The sequence below is a fragment of the Brevundimonas sp. genome (assembly GCF_050729455.1).
GTDB lineage: Bacteria > Pseudomonadota > Alphaproteobacteria > Caulobacterales > Caulobacteraceae > Brevundimonas.
Window position 1 is genome coordinate 16,025 of record NZ_JBOHLI010000028.1, and the last position, 22,883, is coordinate 38,907.

20 protein-coding genes and 2 tRNA genes are annotated in these 22,883 nt (G+C 67.3%); 11 read left to right on the forward strand and 11 right to left on the reverse strand.

Features of this window, described 5'->3' with window-relative positions; translation table 11 throughout:
* Nucleotides 1-26: 26 nt before the first annotated feature.
* Nucleotides 27-713 (reverse strand): alpha/beta fold hydrolase, encoded by a 687-nt coding sequence (locus ACREEF_RS08895; RefSeq protein ID WP_431565235.1) that lies wholly within the window; start codon nucleotides 711-713, stop codon nucleotides 27-29.
* A 91-nt stretch (nucleotides 714-804) separates the two neighbouring features.
* On the opposite strand from ACREEF_RS08895, the gene ACREEF_RS08900 reads away from it, so the two are divergent.
* The 3 genes from ACREEF_RS08900 (at nucleotide 805) to ACREEF_RS08910 (ending at nucleotide 4,586) form a co-directional block, all read left to right on the forward strand.
* On the forward strand, nucleotides 805-1,770 hold the full coding sequence (locus ACREEF_RS08900) for a WD40 repeat domain-containing protein (protein ID WP_431565236.1): 966 nt from the start codon (nucleotides 805-807) through the stop codon (nucleotides 1,768-1,770).
* A gap of 42 nt (nucleotides 1,771-1,812) precedes the next feature.
* Nucleotides 1,813-2,517, forward strand: coding sequence for a monofunctional biosynthetic peptidoglycan transglycosylase (gene mtgA, locus ACREEF_RS08905; protein ID WP_431565237.1), 705 nt, complete (start codon nucleotides 1,813-1,815; stop codon nucleotides 2,515-2,517).
* A gap of 104 nt (nucleotides 2,518-2,621) precedes the next feature.
* Nucleotides 2,622-4,586, forward strand: coding sequence for a pilus assembly protein (locus ACREEF_RS08910; protein ID WP_431565238.1), 1,965 nt, complete (start codon nucleotides 2,622-2,624; stop codon nucleotides 4,584-4,586).
* A gap of 77 nt (nucleotides 4,587-4,663) precedes the next feature.
* Here the strand turns inward: ACREEF_RS08910 and ACREEF_RS08915 are convergent, their stop codons facing one another.
* The 4 genes from ACREEF_RS08915 to ACREEF_RS08930 form a co-directional block, all read right to left on the reverse strand.
* Nucleotides 4,664-5,575 (reverse strand): isopenicillin N synthase family dioxygenase, encoded by a 912-nt coding sequence (locus ACREEF_RS08915; RefSeq protein ID WP_431565255.1) that lies wholly within the window; start codon nucleotides 5,573-5,575, stop codon nucleotides 4,664-4,666.
* Between the two features lie 274 nt (nucleotides 5,576-5,849).
* A tRNA-Ala gene (locus ACREEF_RS08920) sits at nucleotides 5,850-5,925 on the reverse strand.
* A gap of 85 nt (nucleotides 5,926-6,010) precedes the next feature.
* Nucleotides 6,011-6,086: transfer RNA gene (locus ACREEF_RS08925), tRNA-Ala, on the reverse strand.
* Between the two features lie 252 nt (nucleotides 6,087-6,338).
* Nucleotides 6,339-6,806: a TIGR02300 family protein gene (locus ACREEF_RS08930; RefSeq protein ID WP_431565239.1), complete on the reverse strand. Its 468-nt coding sequence runs from the start codon at nucleotides 6,804-6,806 to the stop codon at nucleotides 6,339-6,341.
* 130 nt (nucleotides 6,807-6,936) lie between these two features.
* Here ACREEF_RS08930 and aroA point away from each other — a divergent pair, with 130 nt between their 5' ends.
* From aroA to mscL, 5 genes are all read left to right on the forward strand, one after another.
* Nucleotides 6,937-8,262, forward strand: coding sequence for a 3-phosphoshikimate 1-carboxyvinyltransferase (aroA, locus tag ACREEF_RS08935; RefSeq protein WP_431565240.1), 1,326 nt, complete (start codon nucleotides 6,937-6,939; stop codon nucleotides 8,260-8,262).
* A 294-nt stretch (nucleotides 8,263-8,556) separates the two neighbouring features.
* A complete protein-coding gene (cmk, locus tag ACREEF_RS08940; RefSeq protein ID WP_431565241.1) occupies nucleotides 8,557-9,207 on the forward strand; it encodes a (d)CMP kinase in 651 nt (216 codons plus the stop codon).
* 170 nt (nucleotides 9,208-9,377) lie between these two features.
* On the forward strand, nucleotides 9,378-11,081 hold the full coding sequence (gene rpsA, locus ACREEF_RS08945; protein WP_431565242.1) for a 30S ribosomal protein S1: 1,704 nt from the start codon (nucleotides 9,378-9,380) through the stop codon (nucleotides 11,079-11,081).
* Nucleotides 11,082-11,294: 213 nt separating this feature from the next.
* On the forward strand, nucleotides 11,295-11,585 hold the full coding sequence (locus tag ACREEF_RS08950; RefSeq protein WP_431565243.1) for an integration host factor subunit beta: 291 nt from the start codon (nucleotides 11,295-11,297) through the stop codon (nucleotides 11,583-11,585).
* Nucleotides 11,586-11,601: 16 nt separating this feature from the next.
* Nucleotides 11,602-12,006, forward strand: coding sequence for a large-conductance mechanosensitive channel protein MscL (gene mscL, locus ACREEF_RS08955; RefSeq protein WP_431565244.1), 405 nt, complete (start codon nucleotides 11,602-11,604; stop codon nucleotides 12,004-12,006).
* On the opposite strand, the gene ACREEF_RS08960 is transcribed toward mscL, so the two are convergent.
* Complete coding sequence (locus tag ACREEF_RS08960) at nucleotides 12,003-13,157, reverse strand: N-acetyltransferase (protein ID WP_431565245.1); 1,155 nt, start codon at nucleotides 13,155-13,157, stop codon at nucleotides 12,003-12,005. The genes mscL and ACREEF_RS08960 overlap by 4 nt on opposite strands.
* A 301-nt stretch (nucleotides 13,158-13,458) precedes the next feature.
* Between ACREEF_RS08960 and ACREEF_RS08965 the strand changes: the two genes are divergently transcribed.
* Nucleotides 13,459-15,165 (forward strand): peptide MFS transporter, encoded by a 1,707-nt coding sequence (locus ACREEF_RS08965; protein WP_431565246.1) that lies wholly within the window; start codon nucleotides 13,459-13,461, stop codon nucleotides 15,163-15,165.
* A gap of 111 nt (nucleotides 15,166-15,276) precedes the next feature.
* Here the strand turns inward: ACREEF_RS08965 and ACREEF_RS08970 are convergent, their stop codons facing one another.
* Complete coding sequence (locus tag ACREEF_RS08970; protein WP_431565247.1) at nucleotides 15,277-17,313, reverse strand: TonB-dependent receptor plug domain-containing protein; 2,037 nt, start codon at nucleotides 17,311-17,313, stop codon at nucleotides 15,277-15,279.
* Nucleotides 17,314-17,461: 148 nt separating this feature from the next.
* Here ACREEF_RS08970 and ACREEF_RS08975 point away from each other — a divergent pair, with 148 nt between their 5' ends.
* A complete protein-coding gene (locus ACREEF_RS08975) occupies nucleotides 17,462-18,436 on the forward strand; it encodes a TraB/GumN family protein (RefSeq protein WP_431565248.1) in 975 nt (324 codons plus the stop codon).
* Here the strand turns inward: ACREEF_RS08975 and tldD are convergent.
* The 4 genes from tldD to ACREEF_RS08995 form a co-directional block, all read right to left on the reverse strand.
* Complete coding sequence (gene tldD / locus ACREEF_RS08980) at nucleotides 18,433-19,863, reverse strand: metalloprotease TldD (protein WP_431565249.1); 1,431 nt, start codon at nucleotides 19,861-19,863, stop codon at nucleotides 18,433-18,435. The genes ACREEF_RS08975 and tldD overlap by 4 nt on opposite strands.
* Nucleotides 19,864-19,970: 107 nt before the next feature.
* A complete protein-coding gene (locus tag ACREEF_RS08985; protein ID WP_431565250.1) occupies nucleotides 19,971-20,750 on the reverse strand; it encodes a GIN domain-containing protein in 780 nt (259 codons plus the stop codon).
* Nucleotides 20,751-20,774: 24 nt separating this feature from the next.
* Complete coding sequence (locus ACREEF_RS08990; RefSeq protein WP_431565251.1) at nucleotides 20,775-21,347, reverse strand: DUF1700 domain-containing protein; 573 nt, start codon at nucleotides 21,345-21,347, stop codon at nucleotides 20,775-20,777.
* Nucleotides 21,344-21,760 carry a PadR family transcriptional regulator gene (locus ACREEF_RS08995; protein WP_431565252.1) on the reverse strand — a complete coding sequence of 139 codons (417 nt, stop codon included), beginning with the start codon at nucleotides 21,758-21,760 and terminating at the stop codon, nucleotides 21,344-21,346. Before ACREEF_RS08995 ends, ACREEF_RS08990 begins: the two co-directional genes overlap by 4 nt.
* Nucleotides 21,761-22,012: 252 nt before the next feature.
* On the opposite strand from ACREEF_RS08995, the gene coxB reads away from it, so the two are divergent.
* Nucleotides 22,013-22,883, forward strand: an 871-nt coding sequence (gene coxB / locus ACREEF_RS09000) for a cytochrome c oxidase subunit II (protein ID WP_431565253.1), incomplete at its 3' end; no start/stop codon positions are given.

The following is a 22,883-nucleotide window of genomic DNA, read 5'->3' on the forward strand; positions in this document are numbered from 1 at the left end:
CTCTCCGAGCCTCAAGCCCTCTCCCATCAGGAGAGGGTTTTCAGCCAGTCCGTCATCACCTTGGCCAGGGCCTGCGGCTGCTCCAGCGGGATCATGTGGCCGCTGTGCGCGACCGTCTCCAGCGTCGAGCCGGCGATCCCCCGACGCAGTTCTTCGGCCTCGTCCGCGCCACGCAGGCGGTCGGCGTCCGCCGCCACGATCAGGGTCGGCTGGGTGATCGCGTCCAGCCGGTCCAGGTCGCCGGCCCGCGCCATGGCCGACTGGCGGTGGAAGACCTCGCCGCCCAGCCGCAGCCCCATGTCGCGCACCCGCGTGATCATCGCCTCGTCCCCGGCCAGATCGGGATGCAGCGACGAGACGATGGCCGGGCGGCTCAGGCCCTTGAACGCCTTGGGCGCGGCCTTCAGGGCTGAGCGGCGCAGGCGGATCAGTTCCTCGGTGTCGCCGCGCGCCGAGGTGGCGATCAGGATCAGGGCCGTGACCCGCTCGGGCGCGATCCGCGCCAGCTCGCGCGCCACATAGCCGCCCATCGAAAAGCCGACGGCGACGAAGCGATCGGGCGCGTCGGTCAGGATGGCGGCGGCCATGCTTTCAATATCCTCGCCCCGGCTCAGGTCGGTCGCGACCAGCGGTCCGAACGGGACCAGGTCGTCGGTCATGGCGTCCCACAGGGTCGCGTCGGCCATGAAGCCGGGAATGAGCAGCAGGGTCATGGGCGTTCTATAGGCCTGCGCCTTCACGGGCGACAGCGCCGGGCGGGGGCGTTATGAGGCGTGCCGACCGTTTCTTCGCTGCGAGCCGCCCATGACCACCTTCTCCTTCGACGCCCAGGTCACCGCCGCCCTGTTCGACAAGACGGGCGCGATCTTCGCCCTGGGCGACGGCTCGGTGCGCTTCGAGAACGGCGCCCGCAGCGAGGTCCATGACGGGGCCGTCCTGTGCGCCGCCGTCCACCCCTCGGGCGAGGGCATCGTCACCGGCGGCGACGACGGCAAGGTGGTGTGGAGCCGCGAGGGCGAGGCCGTCCTGCTGGCCACCGCCAAGGGCCAGTGGATCGACTCCATCGCCGCCTCGGCCGAGAGCGGCCTGATCGCCTTTTCGGCGGGCCGCACCCTGTCGGTGATCGACAGCAAGGACGCCGTCTTCCGTCGCGACTTCCAGCACGAGCGCACCGTCTCGGGCGTGGCCTTCGACCCCAAGGGCCGCCGCATTGCGACCTCGACCTATGGCGGGGCCTGGTTGTGGTATGCGCGCATCGAGCAGCAGCAGCCGGTCAAGATGCCCTGGGCGGGCTCGCACCTGGCGGTCGGCTTCTCGCCCGACGGCGCCTTCGTCGTCACCGCCATGCAGGACAACCAACTGCACGGCTGGCGCATGAAGGACCAGAAGAACATGCGGATGGGCGGCTATCCGTCCAAGATCAAGAGCTTCGCCTTCCTGGCCAAGGGCCAACTGCTGGCCACCTCGGGTGCGCAGGGCGTGGTGCTGTGGCCCTTCATCGGCGCCAACGGCCCGATGGGCCGCGAGGCGACCGAGATCGGCTTCGACGAGACCACCCTGATCGCCCAGGTCGCCGCCGCGCCCGCGCACGGCCGTCTGGCCGCGGGGCTGGAGGACGGCCGCGTCTGGTGGGCCGATCCGGCGGGGCAGGGGCTGGACTTCATCAAGAAGGACAAGGGCGCGCCCATCGTCGCTCTGGCCATGAGTTCGGGCGCCGCGCGCGTCGCTTGGGCCGACGAGGACGGCCAGGCGGGCGTGGTCTCGCTCTGAGATCGCGCTTGCGCTGACGCTTGAGCCCGGCAGGATAGCGGCATGACCCGTGCGAAGACTCGTAGGCGGCGCCCGCTGCTGACCCTGCTGCTGATCCTGGCCCTGATCCCGATCGGCGGGGTGGTGCTGCATCGCTTCGTGCCGCCGCTGTTCACCATCCTGATGGTCCAGCAGGCGGTCGCGGGTCACGGCATGGACTATCGCTGGCGCTCGCTGGACCACATCTCGCCGCGTCTGGTCGAGGCGGTGATCGCCGCCGAGGACGCTCGCTTCTGTCAGCACCACGGCTTTGACGTCGAGGCTATCCAGAAGGCGATGGAGGCCAATGAACGCGCCGAGCAGCGCGGCTCGGACAAGCGACGCGGCGCCTCGACCATCAGCCAGCAGACCGCCAAGAACGTCTTCCTCTGGCCCAGCCGCGACTGGGTCCGCAAGGGTCTGGAGACCGGCTACACTGGCCTGATCGAGTTGGTCTGGGGCAAGCGCCGGATCATGGAGATGTATCTGAACGTCGCCGAATGGGCGCCGGGCGTCTATGGCGCCGAGGCCGCCTCGCGCCACTGGTTCGACAAGAGCGCCGAGGATCTGACGGCGCGCGAGGCCGCCCGCCTGGCCGCGATCCTGCCCAGTCCGCGTCGCTACAAGGCGGCCTCGCCCGGCCCCTATGTGCGCCGTCGCGCCAGCCGCATCCAGGCCGCCATGGGCACGGTGCGCGAGGCCGGACTGGACCGCTGCGTCGACCGCTGAAACGCGGCGTTAACCTTCAGCATAGGGCCAAGCCTTAACCGAACCGCGTCACCCTGGGCTGGAATGTGGACCTGCGTCCGCTGCGGAATTCAGGGGCCGAGACGGTGACGAACGGGCTGACGAACGGATTGAACCGGCTGACGCGCAGGGCACAGGCCTTTGCGGTGCGTTTCGCGGCGGCCACGCGCGGCAATGTGGCGATGATGTTCGCCCTCGCCCTGCCGGGCTTGTTGATGATCACCCTGGGCGCAGTGGACATCCACCAGGCGTCCAAGGTCAAGGCCACCTTGCAGGATGCGCTGGACGCCGCCGCCCTGGCCGCCGCCCGTTCAAGATTCACCGACAGCGCTGAAATCAACCGAGTGGGCCTGGCGGCGCTGAAGGCCAATATGCCGGCCTATTTCAAGCCCGGCTCCGCCGATACGGCCAGCTTTGTCCTGCAGGGTAACAATATTGTCGCCGACGCCCGCGTGAACGTGAAGGTGCTGGTCGCCAACATCGTCCTGCCGCCCTACGGCAAGCTGCTGGACGACTATCTGCCGGTCGGAACCCATTCCGAGGTCCTGAGGGCCTCGCGCGACGTCGAGGTGGCGCTGGCGCTGGACATCACCGGCTCGATGGCGGGGCAGCCCCTGACCGACCTGAAGGCCGCCGCCAGCGAGCTGATCGACATCGTGGTGCAGGACCAGCAGACGCCCTTCTATTCCAAGATCGCCTTGGCCCCCTATGCGGTGGGCGTGAACGTGGACACCTATGCGGACCAGATCCGGGGGACGCTGAACGGCGCGTCGAAGTCGATCACCGGAGCCAGCTGGGTCACCGGCACGATCCGCACGGTGTCGGGCATATCCAAGGCCAGCACGGCGACCGTCTCGGCCACCGGCCATGGCTTCGTCAACGGCGACAGGGTCGTGATGTGGAGCGTCAACGGCATGAGCCCGCTCAACGGCGTGCCCTATCAGGTCCAGCGCACCAGCGCTGATCAGTTCCGGCTGTACCCTCTGACCAGCACGGGCGCCGCGTCGTCCAGCTATCTGAACACCTCGGGCCTGTCGAACTTCTGGGGCTCGGCCTATGTGGCGAAGTGCGTAAGGACAGACTGCGGCGTCGTCCTGAACGTCGCCGGCCATGGACTGGTCGAGAACGACTATGTGCGCCTGGCCGACATCGGCGGCCTCAGCCAGTTGAACGGCTCCACAAACTATAACGGCGCGGGCTTCCGCGTGACCAAGAACTCGACCGCGGGCCAGCTGGTGCTCGACGCCTCGCGCAGCCTGGGCCTGATCGACGCGGCCAAGGGCGGCAACGCCTGGACAAGCGGCGGCAAGGTGTTCAACGGCGCCGACGGCCATCTGTGGCGGGTCTTCCCCACCGTCAGCGGCATGGTGGCAGTGCACGCCGCCAGCACCTGCGTCAGCGAGCGCGTCGGGGCCCAGGCCTATACCGACGCCGCCCCGACCAGCGCCGCGCGCGTGGGCCGCAGTTATCCCGACAGCGGCAACGCCTGTCCGACTGCGACCCTCACCCCCCTGTCCAGCGATCGCGCCGCCCTGAAGGCCGCCGTCGCGGGGTATGAGGCCAAGGGTTCGACCGCCGGCCAGATCGGCATCGCCTGGGGTTGGTACATGGTGTCGCCGAATTTCGGCGCGCTGTGGCCCGCCGACAGCCAGCCCGCCGCCTATAACCCGTCAAGGACCCTCAAGGTCGCGATCCTGATGACCGACGGCGAGTTCAACACGCCGTTCCGCGACGGCGTCATCGCCAGCGACGCCGGCTCGGGCAGCAGCGGGACGAACGCCCGCATCAATCTGACGGCGTCGAACGGCGACCCGTTCAGCCAGTCGGTGGCCATGTGCCAGGCCATGCGCGCGCAGAGCGTCGTAGTCTATGCGGTCGGTTTCAACATCGACGCTTCGGAAGGCGGTCCGGGCATCGATACCGCCAGGGAGGTCCTGGCCGCCTGCGCCAGCAGCCCGGCGCACAACTTCCTGGCCAACAGCGGCGGGGATCTGAAGGAGGCCTTCAAGGCCATCGGCCGCGACATCACCCGGCTGCGCATCGCGCGCTGACGGGGCCCTTGCGGACCAGCAAAAAGGGCCGGCGGAAACGCCGGCCCTTTCTTCGTTCTGGCGATGACGCCGATCCGTCAGATCAGGCGAATCTCCTTGAGGCGCTCCATCAGGAAGTCCTCGGCCAGGATGGTCTTGCCGGCGTAGCGATCCGGGTTTTCCGGGGTGATCGTCGACGGCAGGGTCTCGATCGGGAAGTCCGGGTTGAAGTGCAGGAAGAAGGGCGTCGAATAGCGGGCGAAGCCGCGACGCTCGGGGGCCGGGTTGACTACCCGGTGCGTCGTCGACGGCAGGACGTGGTTGACCAGCCGCTGCAGCATATCGCCGATGTTGACCACCAGGGCGCCCGGCGGCGGGGCGATGTCCAGCCATTCGCCGTCGGCGTCCTTGAGCTGTAGCCCGGCTTCCTCGGCGCCCAGCAGCAGGGTGATGACGTTGATGTCCTCATGGGCGCCGGCGCGCACGCCCGGCGCGTCGGCGGGGACGGGCGGATAATGCAGCATCCGCAGCACGCTGTTGCCCAACTCGACCTTGTCCTCGAAATAGTCGTCGCCCAGCTTCATGTAGCGGGCGATGGCCTTGAGGATCTTGCGGCCCAGCTGATCCAGGGCCTCGAACATCCCATAGAGGTGCGGCTGAAAGCCCTCGATCTCGGTCGGCCAGACGTTGTCGCGCATGTATTTGCGATAGGGATGGCCCGCCGGGAGTTCACGGCCGACGTGCCAGAATTCCTTCAGGTCCACGGCCGCCGCGCCCTTGGCCGCTTCGACGCCGAAGGGGGTCAGGCCGCGCGCGCCGCCGGTGCCGGGCTGATGGTATTGGCGCTTCACCTCTTCCGGCAAGGCGAAGAAGGCCTTGGCGTCGGCGATGGCGGCGTCGATCGTCGCCTGGTCCAGGCCGTGGTCGGCGATCACGGCGAACCCGTAGCGGGCGAAGGAAGCGCCCAGGGCGTCGGCGAAGGCCTGGAAGTCGGCGTCATAGCCCCTCATCGACACGGGGACGATGGCGCGGGTCCTGGTCTTGTCCTCGGCGGAGGCGGCGGCCAGAGGGGCGGGGGATTGGGGAGAGCTCACGGGCGAATAAAGCCTCTGAATGGGTGATATGGCGGTTTCCATACGCCTTGCCCGAGGAAATTGGCAGCCCGGCGCCCGTTCGGGTCCGCCGGCAAGGCGGACGCCATGTTCGAGGCCATGGAGGAGGACTGAGTGAGCCTGAGCGGGTCCCGACAGGACAAAGGCCCCGCGGGTCACGCGGGGCCTTTGATGGTGGAGCTTAGCGGAGTCGAACCGCTGACCTCTTGCATGCCATGCAAGCGCTCTACCAGCTGAGCTAAAGCCCCGTGCCTTGCGGCTTGGGTATGTGCCGTACCGGCGAACCGGTGCAGATAGGACGAAGGCCCCGCGGGCTTTCCGCAGGGCCTTCGATGGTGGAGCTTAGCGGAGTCGAACCGCTGACCTCTTGCATGCCATGCAAGCGCTCTACCAGCTGAGCTAAAGCCCCGAACCTTTCGGTCGGCCTCGCCGGAGACCTGATGGGCTCCAGCGAGGGGCGGAAACTATGTCAGGGCTTTTGAGAGATCAAGCCGGTCTGACAACTTTTTTTCCGCTTATTTTTCCGAACCTTGGTCATCGAGCCTGATCGGTTGAGGAGAAAGCGCTGCGCGCTTCCTCCGATGCCGTGAATCAGGCTCGCTGCATTATCCTGGAGCGAAGATCTGGGTTTGGACGCGAGCGCGTCCAAACCGATTTCGCTCTAGTCGTCGTCGCGCGACGGCTTGACGATGTCGTCGTCAAGGTTGTCGTCGTCTTCGTCTTCGATGAAGGGCACCGAGTCGTCATCGTCGTCGCCCAGGGCGTCGTCGTCGTCGCCGTCCGAGGAACCCATGCCGGCGTCGTCGGCGCTGGGTTCAGCGTCGTCGTCGTCGTCGGGGGTCAGGATCGGCTCATGGCCTTCCTCGTCGATTTCGGGGGTCGAGGCTTCGGCGTCCTCTTCCTCGTCGTCGCCGTCGACCGACTTGTCGGCGACTTGATCCTCGGCCTCGTCGTCGGCGGCGAAGCCGGGGCCGCTGCGACCGCGAACGCGACGGTTGCGCAGAGCTTCCTCAAGCGGATCGAACTCGGCGTCGCACTTGGGGCAGTGCGCCGGGCGACGGTTCAGATCGTAGAATTTGGCCTGGCAGTTCGGGCAGACCTGCTTTTGGCCCAGTTCGGGTTTGGCCACGGGATAACCTTCGGCAGGAGTTGAATTTGGGAATTCGGCCGGCTCCCTTGCCACCCAAGGGGGCCGCTGTCAAAAGCCTTCTTGTCCGCGCCAGCGCGGCCGTTCCTGAACAATCGGAGATTCCGGCCGGGTGACTGCCCTTTCGACCCTTACCGCGCGACCTGTTTCCGCCCTGAAAGGCGCCATTCGCGCGCCCGGCGACAAGTCCATGTCGCACCGCTCGCTTATCTTCGGCGGCATGGCCGAAGGCGTGACCGACATCGAGGGTCTGCTGGAAGGCGACGACATCCTGGCCACCGCCCGTGCGGTCGAGGCCTTCGGCGCCACGGTCGAGCGTCTGGGCGAGGGGCGCTGGCGGGTGACGGGCCAAGCTCGGGGAATGGGCGGCTTCCGTAGCCCCGGCGCGGTCATCGACTGTGGCAACGCCGGCACCGGCGTGCGCCTGCTGATGGGCGCCGCCGCGGGCTATGATCTGACGGCGACCTTCGACGGCGACGCCTCGCTGCGCAAGCGGCCGATGAAGCGTGTCACCGGGCCTCTGGCCGACATGGGGGCGCGCTTCGACTGGAACGGCACCGAGGACCGCCTGCCCCTGACCCTGCATGGCGGCGGTCTGAAGGGCATTGAATACGTGCAGACGGTGGCCTCGGCCCAGATCAAGTCGGCCATTCTGCTGGCCGGTCTGAACGCGGCGGGCGACACCGTCGTGGTTGAGCCGGAAAAGAGCCGCGATCACACCGAGCGGATGCTGCGCGCCTTCGGGGCGACGGTGGACGTGACCGAGGAAGGCGAGGGCTGGCGCATTCGCCTCAAGGGCGGGCAGACGCTGACCGGAACCTTCGTGGCCGTGCCGGGCGATCCGTCCTCGGCGGCCTTCCCCCTGGCCGCGGCCCTGATCGTTCCGGGCTCTGAGGTCACGGTCGAAGGCGTCATGCTGAACCCGCAGCGCACCGGCCTGTTCGACACCTGGATCGAAATGGGCGCCGACCTGACCATCACCAATCGTCGCGTCAGCGGGGGCGAGGACGTGGGCGACATCACGGCCCGCTATTCCGCGCTCAAGGGCGTGGTCGTGCCGGAAGACCGCGCCGCCTCGATGATCGACGAATACCCGATCCTGTCGGCGACCGCCGCCTATGCCGAGGGCCGCACCGTCATGCGCGGCGTCGGCGAGATGCGGGTCAAGGAAAGCGACCGCATCGCCCTGATGGTCGCCGGCCTGACCGCCTGCGGCGTCGCGGTGGAGGAAGAGGCCGAGGGCTTCATCGTCACGGGCGGTCCGGTTCGGGGCGGCGCGACCGTCGCCACCGCTCACGATCACCGTATCGCCATGAGCCACCTGATCCTCGGCCTGGCCGCCGAGCAGCCCGTCTCGGTGCTGGACCCGGAGATGATCGCCACCAGCTTCCCCGGCTTCGTCGCGATGATGAACGGCCTGGGCGGGAGCATCGGGTGAGTGCGGCGTGATCATCGTCCCCGGACCGCCACGATCGCTGGGTCTGCTGGTCGGGCAGGTGATCTGCTACGGCGTCGTGAGTTGCCTGGGTGCGTGGAAGTTGTGGCAGGGACTGCGAGCGGGGGTTTTGCCGCTGAAGCGCAGCGTTGTTGACGCCAGTTCTCCATTCTTCAGCGGGACAGGCTTGATCTGGGGGCTATTTTTGCTGGTTGTCTGCATGCTTTGGGCTGAGGCGATCGGAGCTCTGCTGACGAAGCGGTGGCGTCAGGGCGAAGTTCCGGGCAAACGCAGATCATGAATTCCTCTCTCATTATCGCCGTCGACGGCCCCGCCGCATCCGGCAAGGGCACCATTGCTGCGCGTCTGGCGACGCATTACGGCCTGCCGCATCTGGACACCGGCCTGCTGTACCGCGCCGTGGGCCTGGCGGTGCTGGATGCGGGGCAGGATCTGGACGACGCCGACGCGGCCGAGGCGGCGGCCCTGTCGCTGGATCTCGCCGGCCTGTCCGACAATCCGCGCCTGACCGAGCGCGACGCGGGCGAGGCGGCCAGTCGCGTCGCCAGCCATCCGGGCGTGCGCGCCGCCCTGCTGAAACTGCAGCAGGACTTCGCCGCCCAGCCCGGCGGCGCCGTTCTGGACGGACGCGACATCGGCACCGTCATCGCCCCGGACGCGGTGGCCAAGCTCTATGTCACCGCCACCCCCGAGGTCCGGGCCGAACGGCGCTGGAAACAGCTGACCGCGCGGGGCCAGGACATCGCCTTGGCCGACATGCTGGAGGACATCCGCCGCCGCGACGAGCGGGACTCGGGCCGGGATTCCGCCCCCATGGTCCAGGCCGAGGACGCGGTCTTGCTGGACACGACCGATCTGGGTATAGAAGCCGCCTTCGATGCGGCCCGCCGTATCGTCGAGGCGGCGCGCGTCCGGGTCGGGGTTTAGACCTTAACTGGACAAATCCAACGCTCCTGACCTCGGCTGCCGCGGGCGTACTGGCTTTATTTGTTTGCGCCCCTTGCGCCGGCCTCGCGTCCTGACGACCTGATTTTCCCTTTTCCTCTTTATCCACCCGTGCGGGACCATTCGGTCGCGCGCCCCAACCCCAGAGCTACATGACCGACACCCATAACCCCTCGCGTGACGATTTCGCCGCGCTGCTCGACGAACAACTGCAGGGTCGCGACCTTGGCGAAGGCCAGGTCGTTCACGGCCGCGTCGTCGGCATCGAGAAAGACATCATCATCATCGACGTCGGTCTGAAGACCGAAGGTCGTATCCCGGCCCGTGAATTCGGCATCGGCGAAGGCGCCGTCATCCCGAAGGTCGGCGACAACGTCGAAGTCTACCTGGAACGCGTCGAGAACGCCCTGGGTGAAGCCGTCATCAGCCGCGACAAGGCTCGCCGCGAAGAAGCCTGGACCCGTCTGGAAGTCGTCTTCGCCGAAGGTCAGCCGGTCAACGGCGCCATCGTCGGTCGCGTCAAGGGCGGCTTCACCGTCGATCTGGGCGGCGCCTCGGCCTTCCTGCCCGGCTCGCAAGTCGACATCCGCCCGGTGCGCGACGTCGGCCCGCTGATGGGCAAGGAACAACCCTTCGCCATCCTGAAAATGGACCGTCCGCGCGGCAACATCGTCGTCTCGCGTCGCGCCATCCTGGAAGAAGCCCGCGCCGAACAGCGCACGGAGCTGGTCGGCCAGCTGCAAGAGGGTGAAGTCCGCGAAGGCGTCGTTAAGAACATCACCGACTACGGTGCGTTCGTTGACCTGGGCGGCATCGACGGCCTGCTGCACGTCACCGACATGTCGTGGAAGCGCGTCTCGCATCCGTCGCAAGTCCTGGCCGTCGGCGACACCGTCAAGGTCCAGATCGTCAAGATCAACCCGGACACCCAGCGCATCTCGCTCGGCATGAAGCAGCTGCAGTCGGATCCGTGGGACGGCGTCGAAGCCAAGTACCCGGTCAACGCCAAGTACACCGGCCGCATCACCAACATCACCGACTACGGCGCCTTCGTGGAGCTGGAAGCCGGCGTCGAAGGCCTGGTCCACGTCTCGGAAATGTCCTGGACCAAGAAGAACGTCCACCCGGGCAAGATCGTCTCCACCTCGCAGGAAGTGGAAGTCATCGTCCTGGACGTCGACAGCGCCAAGCGCCGCATCTCGCTGGGCCTGAAGCAAGCCCAGAACAACCCGTGGGAAGCCTTCGTCGAGGCCCACCCGATCGGTTCGACCGTCGAGGGCGAAGTCAAGAACGCCACCGAGTTCGGCCTGTTCGTCGGCCTGGACAACGACATCGACGGCATGGTCCACCTGTCGGACCTGGACTGGAACGTGTCGGGCGAAGAAGCCATCCAGCGTTACCGCAAGGGTGAAACGATCAAGGCCAAGGTGCTGGACGTCGACATCGAGAAGGAACGCGTCTCGCTGGGCGTCAAGCAGCTCGGCGGCGACCCGATGGAAGGCGACGTCTACAAGCGCGGCCAGCAGATCACCGTCACCGTGACGTCGATCGAAACCGGCGGCATCGAAGTCAAATTCGGTGAAGACGACGCGCCGGTCACGGCCTTCGTCCGCAAGTCGGACCTGTCGCGCGACCGCAACGAGCAACGTCCGGAACGCTTCGCCGTCGGCGATCGTATCGACGCCATGATCACGGGCATCGACAAGGCCACGCGCCGCGTCTCGGTGTCGGTCAAGGCGCTGGAAATGAAGGACGAGGCCGAGGCCATCGAACAGTTCGGTTCGTCGGACTCGGGCGCTTCGCTGGGCGACATCCTGGGCGCCGCGCTTCGCGAAAAGGCCGGTTCGAAGGAATAATCTTCCTTTCTGACCAGAAAACGGGGCGGCTGGAGCGATCCAGCCGCCTTTTTTCTTGCGCGTCGGGCAAGAACCCGCACCAATGGCGAGGCTTGCCCGTGAGAATCGCTCTTCATCCGACGCGACCCCCTTTCTTCCAGTGGCGTCAGACGGTTAGGGTGCGGACCTGAGCGGAAGCGACTGCATCTGAAACAGCCACGGGCGGGGGCCTGAATGATCAAGTCTGAACTGATCGAGAAGCTGGCGGCCGAGAATATCCACCTGACCCATGCCGAGGTCGAACGGGTGGTCAATGTCGTCCTGGGCCAGATGACCGAGGCCCTGTCCGACGGCGGCCGGGTCGAGCTGAGGGGCTTCGGCGCTTTTTCGGTGCGCAGCCGCCCGGCGCGCGTCGGCCGCAATCCGCGCACCGGCGACACGGTCGAGGTTCCGGCCAAGGCCGTGCCCTTCTTCAAGAGCGGCAAGGAACTTCGCGAGCGCCTGAACGCTTCCGGCGACGCCTGAAAGAAAGACTGAATTAATGCGCCTGATTACCGAGTTTCGTGAGTTCGCCGCGCGCGGCAATGTCATCGACCTGGCGGTCGGCGTCATCATCGGCGCCTCGTTCGGCAAGATCATCACCAGCCTGGTCGATCAGGTCGTCATGCCGCCCATCGGCCTGCTGCTGGGCAAGGTGGACTTCGCCCATCTGGAATGGGTCCTGGTGCCCGAGGATTCCGCGACCGCCGCGGTCGAGAAGGTGGCGATCCAGTACGGCGCCTTCATCAACACCCTGATCCAGTTCCTGATCGTGGCCTTCGTGGTCTTCCTGGCGGTCAAGGGCGTCAACAAGCTGCGTCGTGAACAGCCGGCCGAGACCGCCGCTCCGACTCCGACCGAGGCTCTGCTGGCCGAGATCCGCGACGAGTTGAAAGCGCGGCCCTAGGCCACGGCCTCCGATCCTGTCGGCGCCGCCTTGTCCGAGACCCATCGGCGCCCGACAGGTTGCGTCCACCGGGGCATCGGCCGTACGCAAAATGAATAGTCGCCGTCGAACGGCGTGGGACGCCAGTCGCCCGCCCCCTCGACGTCGGGCTCGAAGGCGACGTGGCAGTGCCCCCAGCCGCCCTCGCGCCGCGCCTTGCGCGCCAGATCGCCCAGAACGTCGTCCGTCACGACCTGAAGCCGCACCTTGGCGGCGCCGAGCGCCGGGGCCAGCTGCATCAGGGCTGCGACCAGAGCGGTGATCGCGGCCCGGTCCCGGTCCAGCGCCTTCAGGTCGAGGATCTCCAGCGTCGGCGGTTCGATGGAATTGCCCTTGCTCAGCAGCGCCAGGGCGTGGCCGGTGATCTCGTCCCCCAGTCTGCGCACCAGATGAAGCGGGCGAGCCGTCAGATCAGGGTCGGACAGCCGCCAGCGCAACATGGCCGGGCTGCGGTCGGCCACCAGCCGCCCCTGATCGCGCAGCGCCGCCCAGAAGCGACCGTAAGGCGATGCATCGGACAGGTTGTCCAGCGGCGAGACGCCGTCCGGCAACCCCCGCGTGTCTGGCGGTCGATCGGCGCGGCGCGGCGGCATCAGCTGTTCGCCGAGCCAGCGCGCCGCGCGGGGCTCGCGCGCGACCAGCGCACGCAGCCCCCGGCTATAGAGGCAGGCGGCGGGATTGATGATCCACGACAGCTTCAGCGCATGAGTTCGGACCGGCCAGGGGGCCATGCCGAACCGCTGGTAAAGCGGGCTGGAGCGGGCGTTGGCGTTCAGCGTGTAACGGGCGAAACAGTCGGGCTGTCTGATGAAGGTTTCGATCAGGTCGCGGCTGCGGCCCTTCTGGTCGGGCGGGACGATGACGGAGAAGCCGGTCGCGCCATACAGCGGGCGGTCGCCGATCCAGAACCGCTGGATGAAGTTGCCCAGGAAGGCGGCGGGGCCGCCGTCGGCGTCCTCGACCACCCAGCCCGCGGGGGCGTCCAGCGCGCGTCGTGCGGGGTTGTCGTCCAGCCAGCGCCAGCCCTCGGGCGAACGCTCGGGCCACCAGACGTCCCGGTGCAGCCGGTTCACGTCGGGGACGTCGGAGGGGCGAAAGCGGCGGACGGCCATATGTTTCAGGTCCTTCTGCAAGCTTGGCGATAACGAATCGACCGAGCTTCGAGTTGCACGCCTGGAACAAGCAGCACGAAAAACAATCTAAAGTTGCGTTATCGGGCCTGACAAATGCGTCATTGCAGTGACAGGCCGTAGCGTTAACGCTTGTTCACGCGGCCCCGCCGTGCTGTGTCTGCGCGCTTAAGCGCCTAGTCGGGGCGCAGCATTTGGGAGAACGCCGTTGAGCACGACGGATGGGGGGGGCGCGCTGTCGGCGGCGCCTCGAAAGACGTTTCTAGGACACCCGCGGGGGCTGGTGGTCCTGTTCCTCACAGAGATGTGGGAACGCTTTTCCTTCTACGGGATGCGGGCGCTTCTGGTCCTCTACCTGACCCAGCACTTCCTGTTCGGCCCGAAAGAGGCGCAGGGCATCTACGCCGCCTATGCGGCGCTGGTCTATCTGATGCCGGTCGTCGGCGGCATGATCGCCGACAAGTATCTGGGCTCGCGCAAGGCGGTCATCATCGGCGCCGTCCTGCTGGTGGCGGGTCACTTCATGATGGCCTTCGAAGGCACGGGCGGTCGTGAGAAACTGACCATCGGCGCCACGACCTACGAGCTTCAGGTCGAAGGCCGCGACCAGAACCGCGCCATTTTCGCCGTCAACGGCGATGAGCGGACCCAGATCACGATCTCGCCTGAAGGCGTGTCCAAGGTCGGCGCCGAGCCGGCGGCAGCCAACGCCGCGGCTCTGATCGTGGCCTCGGCTCAGCCTGAGGCGGGGGGCTTCCCGGCCTTCACCGCCACGGGCGGCTACAAGCTGGAGACCATTCGCGATCTCGGCTTCGGCGAACCGATCCTGTTCTTCGCCCTGTCGCTGATCATCGTCGGCGTGGGCTTCCTGAAGGCCAATATCTCGACGGTCGTCGGCGCCCTGTATGAAGAGAACGATCCCCGTCGCGACGGCGGTTTCACCATCTTCTACGTCGGCATCAACCTGGGTTCGGTGCTGGCCACCGCAGCCTGTTCCTATCTCGGCATCAAGTACGGCTGGGCCTACGGTTTCGGTCTGGCCGGCATCGGCATGACGCTGGGCCTGATCACCTTCATCCTGGGCCAGAGCTGGCTGGAAGGTCGCGGCGGTCCGCCGCAGCCGGAAATGCTCAAGACCCGCAAGATCTTCGGCGTGCCGTTCGAAGCCGTCTTCTGGATCGGCGGCCTGGTCGCGGTCTTCCCGGTCTGGCTGTTGATGCAGCGTCACCATATCATCGAAACGGCCCTGCCCTGGCTGGCCGGCGTGATTTTCGCTTCGGTGGTCGGCTACGTGGTGTTCAAGCTGCGCGGCACCGAGCGCAGCCGTATGCTGGTCGCCCTGACCCTGATCTTCTTCTCGGTCCTGTTCTGGGCACTGTTCGAACAGGCCGGCTCGTCGCTGACCCTGTTCGCGGATCAGTCGACGTCCATGCCGTCGTGGTTCAACGCCCCCATGACCCAGATGTTCAACCCGGGCATCATCGTCATCGGCGGCCCGATTATCGCCGCCCTGTGGGTGTGGCTGGGCCAGCGCAACCTGGAGCCCTCGACCCCGGTGAAGTTCTCCTTCGCCCTGGTTCTGGTCGGCGCCGGCTTCCTGCTGCTGACCTGGGCGTCGGCGACTCAGGCCAACGTGGACTTCCGCGTGCCGCTGATCTTCCTCTTCCTGACCTACTTCCTGCACACGATGGGCGAGCTGTGCCTGTCGCCGGTGGGGCTGTCGATGATCACCAAGCTGTCGGTCGATCGCGTCGTCGGCCTGATGATGGGCGTCTGGTTCCTATCCAGCTCGGTGGCGCACATCGCCGCCGGCTTCATCGCCCAGGCGACCTCGACCGACACGGTGGCGGGCGTGGTGACCAGCCCCGAGCTGGCGCTGCAGACCTATGGCTCGATCTTCGGGACCATCGGCTGGACCGGCGTGGTGGTCGGCGTGGTGCTGCTGGCGCTGTCGCCGCTGCTGAAGAAGGGCATGGCGGGCATTCACTGATCGCCTGACATTCCGATCGACAAGAGGAGGGCGGCGTCTCGCAGGAGGCGCCGCCCTTTTCAGTTGGTCCGGGGGAAGCCCCGGTTCAGCCGGGGGTCTTGCTCTTGAGCCTCAGAAGGTCTTGCGCACCCGCACCTGCCAGAAGGTGCGCGGGTCGATGAGGCGGTTCTCGACGAAGGCCACGGGGCGCGTCACGCGGTCGGCGAAGACCGTGCGTTCGAGGTCGAAGTCGTTCCAGATGTTGACCTGGCCGCGGATCGACAGGGTCGGTGTCGGCTTGTACTCGGCCCACAGCTCGTAATAGTCGGCGCCGCGCCAGCCCGAGATCTGGTCGGGCTGGAAGCCCTTCTGGCCCAGCAGGGGCAGCCAGGCGCCGCCCCACTGCAGTTTCCACGAGGTGATGTCTTGCTGGAAGGTGATGGTGGCCTGGGTCGGACGGACGTTCGAGATGGGGCGTTTCTCGCCGGTGGTCGGGTCGGTGACCTCGGTCTTGTTCCAGGTGTTGCGGAAGCCGAACTTGCCGCCCGAGACGCCCAACTTGTCGGTGGGGACGGTCACGTTCAGGGCCAGCTGATCCAGCGTGCCGTCGCTGATGTTGCCGACCGCCGCCAGGCCGCCGTCCAGCGGGATCAGGTCGATGGCGTCGGTGATCTGGTCGTGGCGCAGGCCGAGGCTGACGATGCCTTCGCCCCAGAACCGCTTTTCATAGGTCACTTCGCTGACCCAGCGCGATTCCGGCTGCAGGTTGACGTTGCCGCCGAAGACGTTCTCGTCGGCGAACTCGGCCGAGGCGGCGAAGTCGCCGAAGTCCAGCTGACCCACGGTGCGCTCGAACCGCAGCCGCAGCTGATTGTTGGGCATGGGGGTCCAGGTCGCCAGCAGGCGCGGCTTGGCGAAGAAGAAGCTCTTTTCCTGCGAGGCGTCGCCTGACTGGCTGATGGTCGAGGATTCCAGCCGCAGGCCGCTCTCCAGCGTCCATTTCGGATTAATCCGCCAGGTTGCCTTGCCGAACAGTTCGCCGCGCGTCTCCTCGACCTTGACCGAGGCCGAGGGCAGGGGCACGCGGACGCCGCCGACCGAATAGGCCTGATCGGTCTCCAGCATATTGTAAGCAATCTCGCCGCCGGTCTCGAAGTCCATCGAAGGCGAGCGCTCGTAGCGGACCAGGCCGCGCAGGATGGTCTCCGAAGCGTTTCCGTCCGAGCTGAACAACTGCTCCGGGCTGGCGACGGCGCCCAGTCGGGTGCGCGAGGTGGAGAGGTCCTCGAACTCGCTGAACTCGTGGATGAAGCGGGTCTCCAGCTTCAGCTTCTGCGACAGGGGGCGCGTATAGACCGCCCCGAACTCGCCGCTCTTGCTGTCGCTGTCATAGAGGTTCTCGCGCAGGATGTCGGGCGCGGTCTGTCGGCTGAAGCTGTGCCAGTCGTTGATCCCGTAGCGGGCGGTCAGGTCGATCTTTCCGCCCATGAAGGGGCTGGAATAGTTGCCGCGGATCGAGCTCCCGCCGCCGTAGTTGTCGTTGTAATAGGTTTCGTCCCGCAACACCGCGCCGTTGGCGTCGAAGCGCAGCACCCGGCCGGCGCCGTTGGAATCGCTGGACGAAATGCCGTCGCTCAGGGTCACGCCCCAGGTGCGGTCGCCTTCGCGGGCCGTGAACTGATAGGAGCCGCCAAACAGGTTCCGGCCGCCTTCGAACAGGCTGGCGTTCCAGTTGAGGACGTGCTCGCGGCTGGAGGTCGTTTTCAGGATGACGTTGGCGACGACCGAATAGCCTTGCATGTCGATGCCGGGGGCGCCGCCGCGGACCAGTTCGATCCGCTCGACCTGCGTCGCCACGGTGCGGCCCAGGACGTTGGAGCCGGTGTCGTTCTTGGAGGCCGGACGCGAGCCGTTGATCAGGATGTTGCCGACCGCGCCTTCAAAGCCCCGGGCGCCGTCGCCGTCGTTGACCGAGAAGCCCGGCACGCGGTTGACCATGTCCAGCGCCGTATTGGGGCGGGCGTCGGCGAAGAAGTCGGGGGTGAAGACCAGGACGCCCTGATCCTGCGCCTGCGCCGTCTGGGGGGCGGGCGCCGTGTCGGCCAGAGCGGGCGCGGCGGCGCCGATCGCGAGCGCTGCGGTGGTGGCCAGCAGAATGGTCTTGGTCATGGGGTCGTCCTCTCCCTCGGTCGTGGGGAAGGTGTGACGGCAGCGACGCTCAGTCTCCAGTTACAAGCCTGACAGGTGGATTAAATCGCGGACAGCATTACCGATTAGTCAGATTACAGCTCGGTTAGTTACTGTTACGGCAACGGTCATGAAGTCTCGTTTCCTTGTCGTTCCGGCAGTTGTTCTTGGCTTGTCGCTGGGCGCGCCCGCGGCCGTGCGGGCGCAGGACGCCGCCGCGACGCCCGCGACCACGGTGGACGAGATCGTCGTCACCGCCCGTCGCACCGACGCCCCGATCTGGCAGGTGACGCGCGGCGACAGCACCCTGATCCTGGTCGGCGCCATCAGCGGCGTGCCGCGCGACGTCGAATGGCGGCCCGAGGCGCTGGAGGCCGCGACGCGCCGCGCGCAGCGCATTCTGTTCCCGCAGGAAGGGCGCGCCTCGGTCGCCGACGTCTTTCGCCTGATCTGGCGCATCCGCACGCTGCCCCAGGGAACAACGACCGCAGACTACCTGTCGCCCGCGGTGCAGGCGCGGCTGGAAACGGTGATGGCGGACCAGAAGAACGACGGCTGGCGCACCAACAGCCTGATGATCCTCAGCATGGATCTGATGAGCGATAAGGCCGGCTATGAGCGGGGCCGCACCCGCAACGCCACCGACGTGGTCAAGAAGGTGGCGCGCGACGCCCGCATCCCGGTGCGTCCCGTCGGCACGGTGCGCGGCGACGAGATCGTCGACAGCCTGATCACCGCCCCGCCCGCCACCTATGCGACCTGTCTGGAAAGCGCCCTGTCCGCCGCCGAGGCCGGGCCGGAGGCCGCCGCCATTCGTATCAACGACTGGCGCGCCCGTCGCGTGCCCCAGGTCATGACCCAGCCGCTGGAGCAGGCCCTGGGCCTGTGCTGGCCCTGGGGCGATCCCGAGATCGCGCCCCTGTTGCGCCGCCAGTGGGCCGAGGCGGTGCAGACGGCCCTGGGCGAGCCGGGCGTGACCATGGCGGTCGCCCAACTGCGCGTCCTGGCCGAGCCCGACGGCGTGCTCGATCGGCTGGAGGCCCAGGGCTATGAGATCGAAGGGCCGGAATGGAAAGCCGCGCCGGTGGAGGCCGCAACCCCTTAAACCGCTGTGCCGCCCACCGTCAGGCCGCCGATCTTGAGGCTGGGCTGGCCGATGCCGACGGGGACGCCCTGACCGGACTTGCCGCAGGTGCCGACGCCGGGGTCGAAGGCGAAGTCGTCGCCGATCATCTGGATGTGGGTCAGGGCCGTGGCGCCGTCGCCGATCAGGGTGGCGCCGCGCACCGGGGCGGTGATCCTGCCGTCCTCGATCAGATAGGCCTCGGTGCACTGGAAGACGAACTTGCCGTTGGTGATGTCCACCTGGCCGCCGCCGAAGTTGGCGGCGTAGAGGCCGCGCTTGGTGCTGGCGATCATGTCGGCCTGCGAATCCTTGCCGCCCTCCATGAAGGTGTTGGTCATGCGCGGCATGGGCATGTGGGCGAAGGACTGACGCCGCCCGTTGCCGGTGGCCACAGCCCCCAGCTGACGCGCCGACAGCCGGTCGTGCATCAGGCCGACCATGATGCCGTCCTCGATCAGGACGGTGCGCGAGGTCGGGGTGCCTTCGTCGTCGAACGACAGCGAGCCGCGACGCCCGGCGATGGAGCCGTCGTCCACCACCGTCACGCCCGGCGCGGCCACCCGCTGACCCATCTTGCCGCTAAAGACCGAGGAGCCCTTGCGGTGGAAGTCGCCCTCGAAGCCGTGGCCGACGGCTTCGTGCAGCAGGACGCCGGGCCAGCCGGCGCCCAGGACCACGTCCATCTCGCCCGCCGGGCAGTCGACGGCGTCCAGGTTGACCAGGGCCTGACGTAGGGCCTCGTCGATCTGACCCTGCCAGCGGTCGGGCGCGATCCAGGCCTCGAAGCCCGCACGACCGCCGGCGCCGGACGAGGCGCTCTCGCGCTTGCCGTCGCGCTCGACCGTGACCGAGACGTTCAGCCGGACCAGGGGGCGCACGTCGCTGAGCAGCCGACCGTCGGCGCGCAGGATCTCGACCGCGCGGCGCTCGCCGATGATGGAGGCCGAGACCTGCACCACGCGCGGGTCGCGGGCGCGGGCCCAGGCGTCGATTTCCGCCAGCAGTTCGATCTTGTCCGAGAAACCGGGCGAGGCGAGGGGATCGACCTCGTCATAAAGCTTCTGATTGGTGGCGCGCGGGGCCTCGGCGGCGTGGCCGGCATAGCCGCGCTTGGCCAGAGAGGCGCTGTCGGCGGCGCGGCGGATGGCGGCGGCGGAAATCTCGTTGGCGTGGGCGTAGCCGGCGGTCTCGCCCGCCACCACGCGCAGGCCGAAGCCTTCTACCGCGTCGTAGGAGGCGCCTTTCAGCCGCCCGTCGTCAAAGACCAGGGATTCGCTCTCGGTCTTTTCCAGGAACAGCTCGCCGTCGTCCGCCCCGGCCAGGGCCGTCTGCAGGATGGACAGGGCCTCGTCGGGGGCCACGCCCGCGGCGTCGAGGATGGGAGAGGGGGAGGCGGCTGCGGTCATCCAGGCTAGATAGGCGCTCGACCGGCCCGCGTCACGGGTTCCAGATACGGAACAGCCCCTCTCGCGGTGCGAAAGGGGCCGAACGGTCGTCGTTGCCAGTAAGGCGATCAGTCTTGGGTGACGTCGCCCGAGCCGCTGATGTCCTGGCGCAGCTGGGCCGGACGGCGGGTCAGGCGCACCGAGCCGCTGCCCGAGACATCGACCTCGGCCTTGCCGGTGGGGCCGACCTCGGCGTCGCCGCTGCCGCTGACGCGCAGCTTGGCGTCGGTGACGAACAGTTCTTCCAGTTCGGCGTTGCCGGCGCCCGATATGTCCAGGGTCACGGCGTCGGTCTTGCCCTGGGCCGTGACGTCCGACGAGCCGGTCATGGTCAGGTCCAGCGTCGGCTGGTCATAGCCGCGGATGTTCAGCTGGGTCATGCCCGACAGGTCGAAGGCCTTCACCGAGGGGGCCTTGATGACGACCTTCAGCACGTCGGTTTCGCTCCAGCCGTGGATGCCGGTGCGGGTCCAGCGGATGTAGCTGCGGTCGCCGCGCGGGGCCTCGTCCATCGTCAGGCGGCCGTTGGCGAAGCGGACGCGATCCACGACAGTCTTGGGGCCGATAACGGTGATGCCGGGTTCGTCGGCCTGCTGGTCGTAGGTGATGTCGGCGGGCAGGTTGATGGCCAGCCGCTGGTCGCCGGTCCAGGCCAGGGTGCGGGTCACGTCGGGCGAGACGGCGCCGCGCTCGATCTTGAAGCTGTCGTCGCCGGCGTTGTCGTCGGTGACCACCCAGGTCCAGTCGTGGCGGGCCAGGTCGCGGCCGCCGACAGCGAAGGCGCCGCCGATGCCGACGATGGCCAGGATCAGACCGGCGCCGGAGATGATGAGCAGATTGCGGATCATGTCAGTTCCTCCCTCAGAACCGGATCAGGCTTGCGATTGGGGTTCGAGCGCGGGCTTGACCACGCGGTAGTGCAGGCGGGCGTACCAGACGGTGGCGTCGATCAGCCACTTGGTCAGCAGGGCCATCAGCCCGCCCATGAACAGGCCGAGGCCCATCAGACCCACGCCCAGCAGGGCCGCCGCCAAAGCGCCGCCCGGTACGCCGAGGAAGGGGCCGGCCACCAGGACGAAGCCGCCGGCCACGAAGACCGCGATGCAGCCGATCAGCATGGACAGGACCGTGCCGAACACCGGCAGGGCGATGGGCAGGAGGATCAGGATGTCGATGGCGCCCAGGCCCAGGATGCCGAAGATGGCCCCGGCGGCCGAGGAGGCGGTCTGTTCCTGTCCCCAGCGTTTGGCGCTGGCCTCGGCCTTCAGCTCACGGGCCAGACGATCGGGATCGCCCAGGGCCTCGGCGACCTGCGCCTCGGTCCGGCCGGCGGCGGCGCCGTCGGCGAAATGGCTCTCATAGTCGTTGACGATCTCGGCCGCCGACGAGGTCGGCATACCGACCAGGCCGCGTTTCAGGCGGGCCAGGAATTCGGCGCGGTTCATTGTTCAGCTCCCCGTTGAGCGTCTGCGGATTGATCGGTCAGGGCGGCCGGTTCGACCGGCGCTCCCGCCGCTATGGTTTCGTCGTGCGGCGCGGTGTTCGCCACCAGGGCCTCGACGGCCTGGGCGAAGGCGCGCCATTCGACGGTCTGTCCCTCGAGAGCGGCGCGGCCCGCAGGCGTCAGCCGGTAATATTTGCGCGAGGGCCCGCTGGTGGATTCGACCAGATAGGTCTCGACCAGTCCGTCGGTCTGCATTCGCCGCATCAGCGGATAGATGGTGCCTTCCCCCATGCCGATGGCGTCGGACAGGCGGCTGGCGATTTCGTAGGCGTAGCTGTCGGAGCGGGCCAGCAGGGCCAGCACGCACAGTCCCAGCACGCCTTTCTTCAGTTGGATATCGATGGATTCGGGCATGGCGTTCCCTTCGGTGATGACGAATGGGTATCGCAAGGTATCGTGCTGTGCAAGGTAGCTGTCGTTACATGACAGCGAATTAATCCGCCGATCTTTGCCCTTCTGCGTCGAGTTGCGCGTCTTGATCGCTTGGCAAGCGCGAGGCGAGCCGATAAGGACCGGCCCTGAAACGCCGAGGTCCATCCGGGCCCGGCGGTGTTTGCGAATTGCTCGCAAGTATCGGCTGCAGAACGGTTTATGAGGACTTCTCGAATGGGGATGGGCATGCGAGCCATGACGCGGATCGGAGGCGGGATCGCCACGGCCGCCATCGCCGCCTTCGTCGCCGCGCCGACGTGGGCGCAGGATCTGCTGGGTCAACCGACCCCGGGCGGAATCAACCTGCAGCCCGCGGCCGCGCCGCTGAAGCACGAGGCGATCCGCTTTCATGACTGGGTGTTGATGCCCGTCATCACGATCATCACCCTGCTGGTGCTGGGCCTGCTGATCTGGATCGCCATCCGCTACAACAAGCGCTCGAACCCGGTTCCGGCCAAGTGGAGCCACAACACGGTCATCGAGATCATCTGGACCGTGGTGCCGGTGCTGATCCTGGTCGGCATCTCGTTGTTCTCGTTCCGCCTGCTGTTCGCCTATCACGACATGCCGGAAGCGGACCTGACGGTTAAGGTCACGGGCAACCAGTGGAACTGGGCCTATGAATATCCCGACCAGGGCGTGGCCGAATACATCTCGAACATGATGCCCGAGGACAAGGCGCCGGCTCATCTCTACCGCCTGGCCGCCGACGAGCCGATGGTCGTGCCGGTCGGCAAGACCGTCCGCCTGCTGGTCACCGCGTCTGACGTGATTCATGCCGTGGCCCTGCCGGCCTTCGGTCTGAAGACCGACGCCGTTCCCGGCCGCATCAACGAGACCTGGTTCAACGCCGAGAAGACCGGCGTCTACTATGGCCAGTGCTCCGAGCTGTGCGGTGTCGACCACGCCTTCATGCCGATGCAGATCAACGTCGTCACCGAGGCCGAATTCGCCGCCTGGGTCGCCTCCAAGGGCGGCTCCATGACGAAGAAGGCTGACGAAGCCGCCGCGGCCGCCGCCGCCGCCGCTGCTCCGGCTGCTGCCC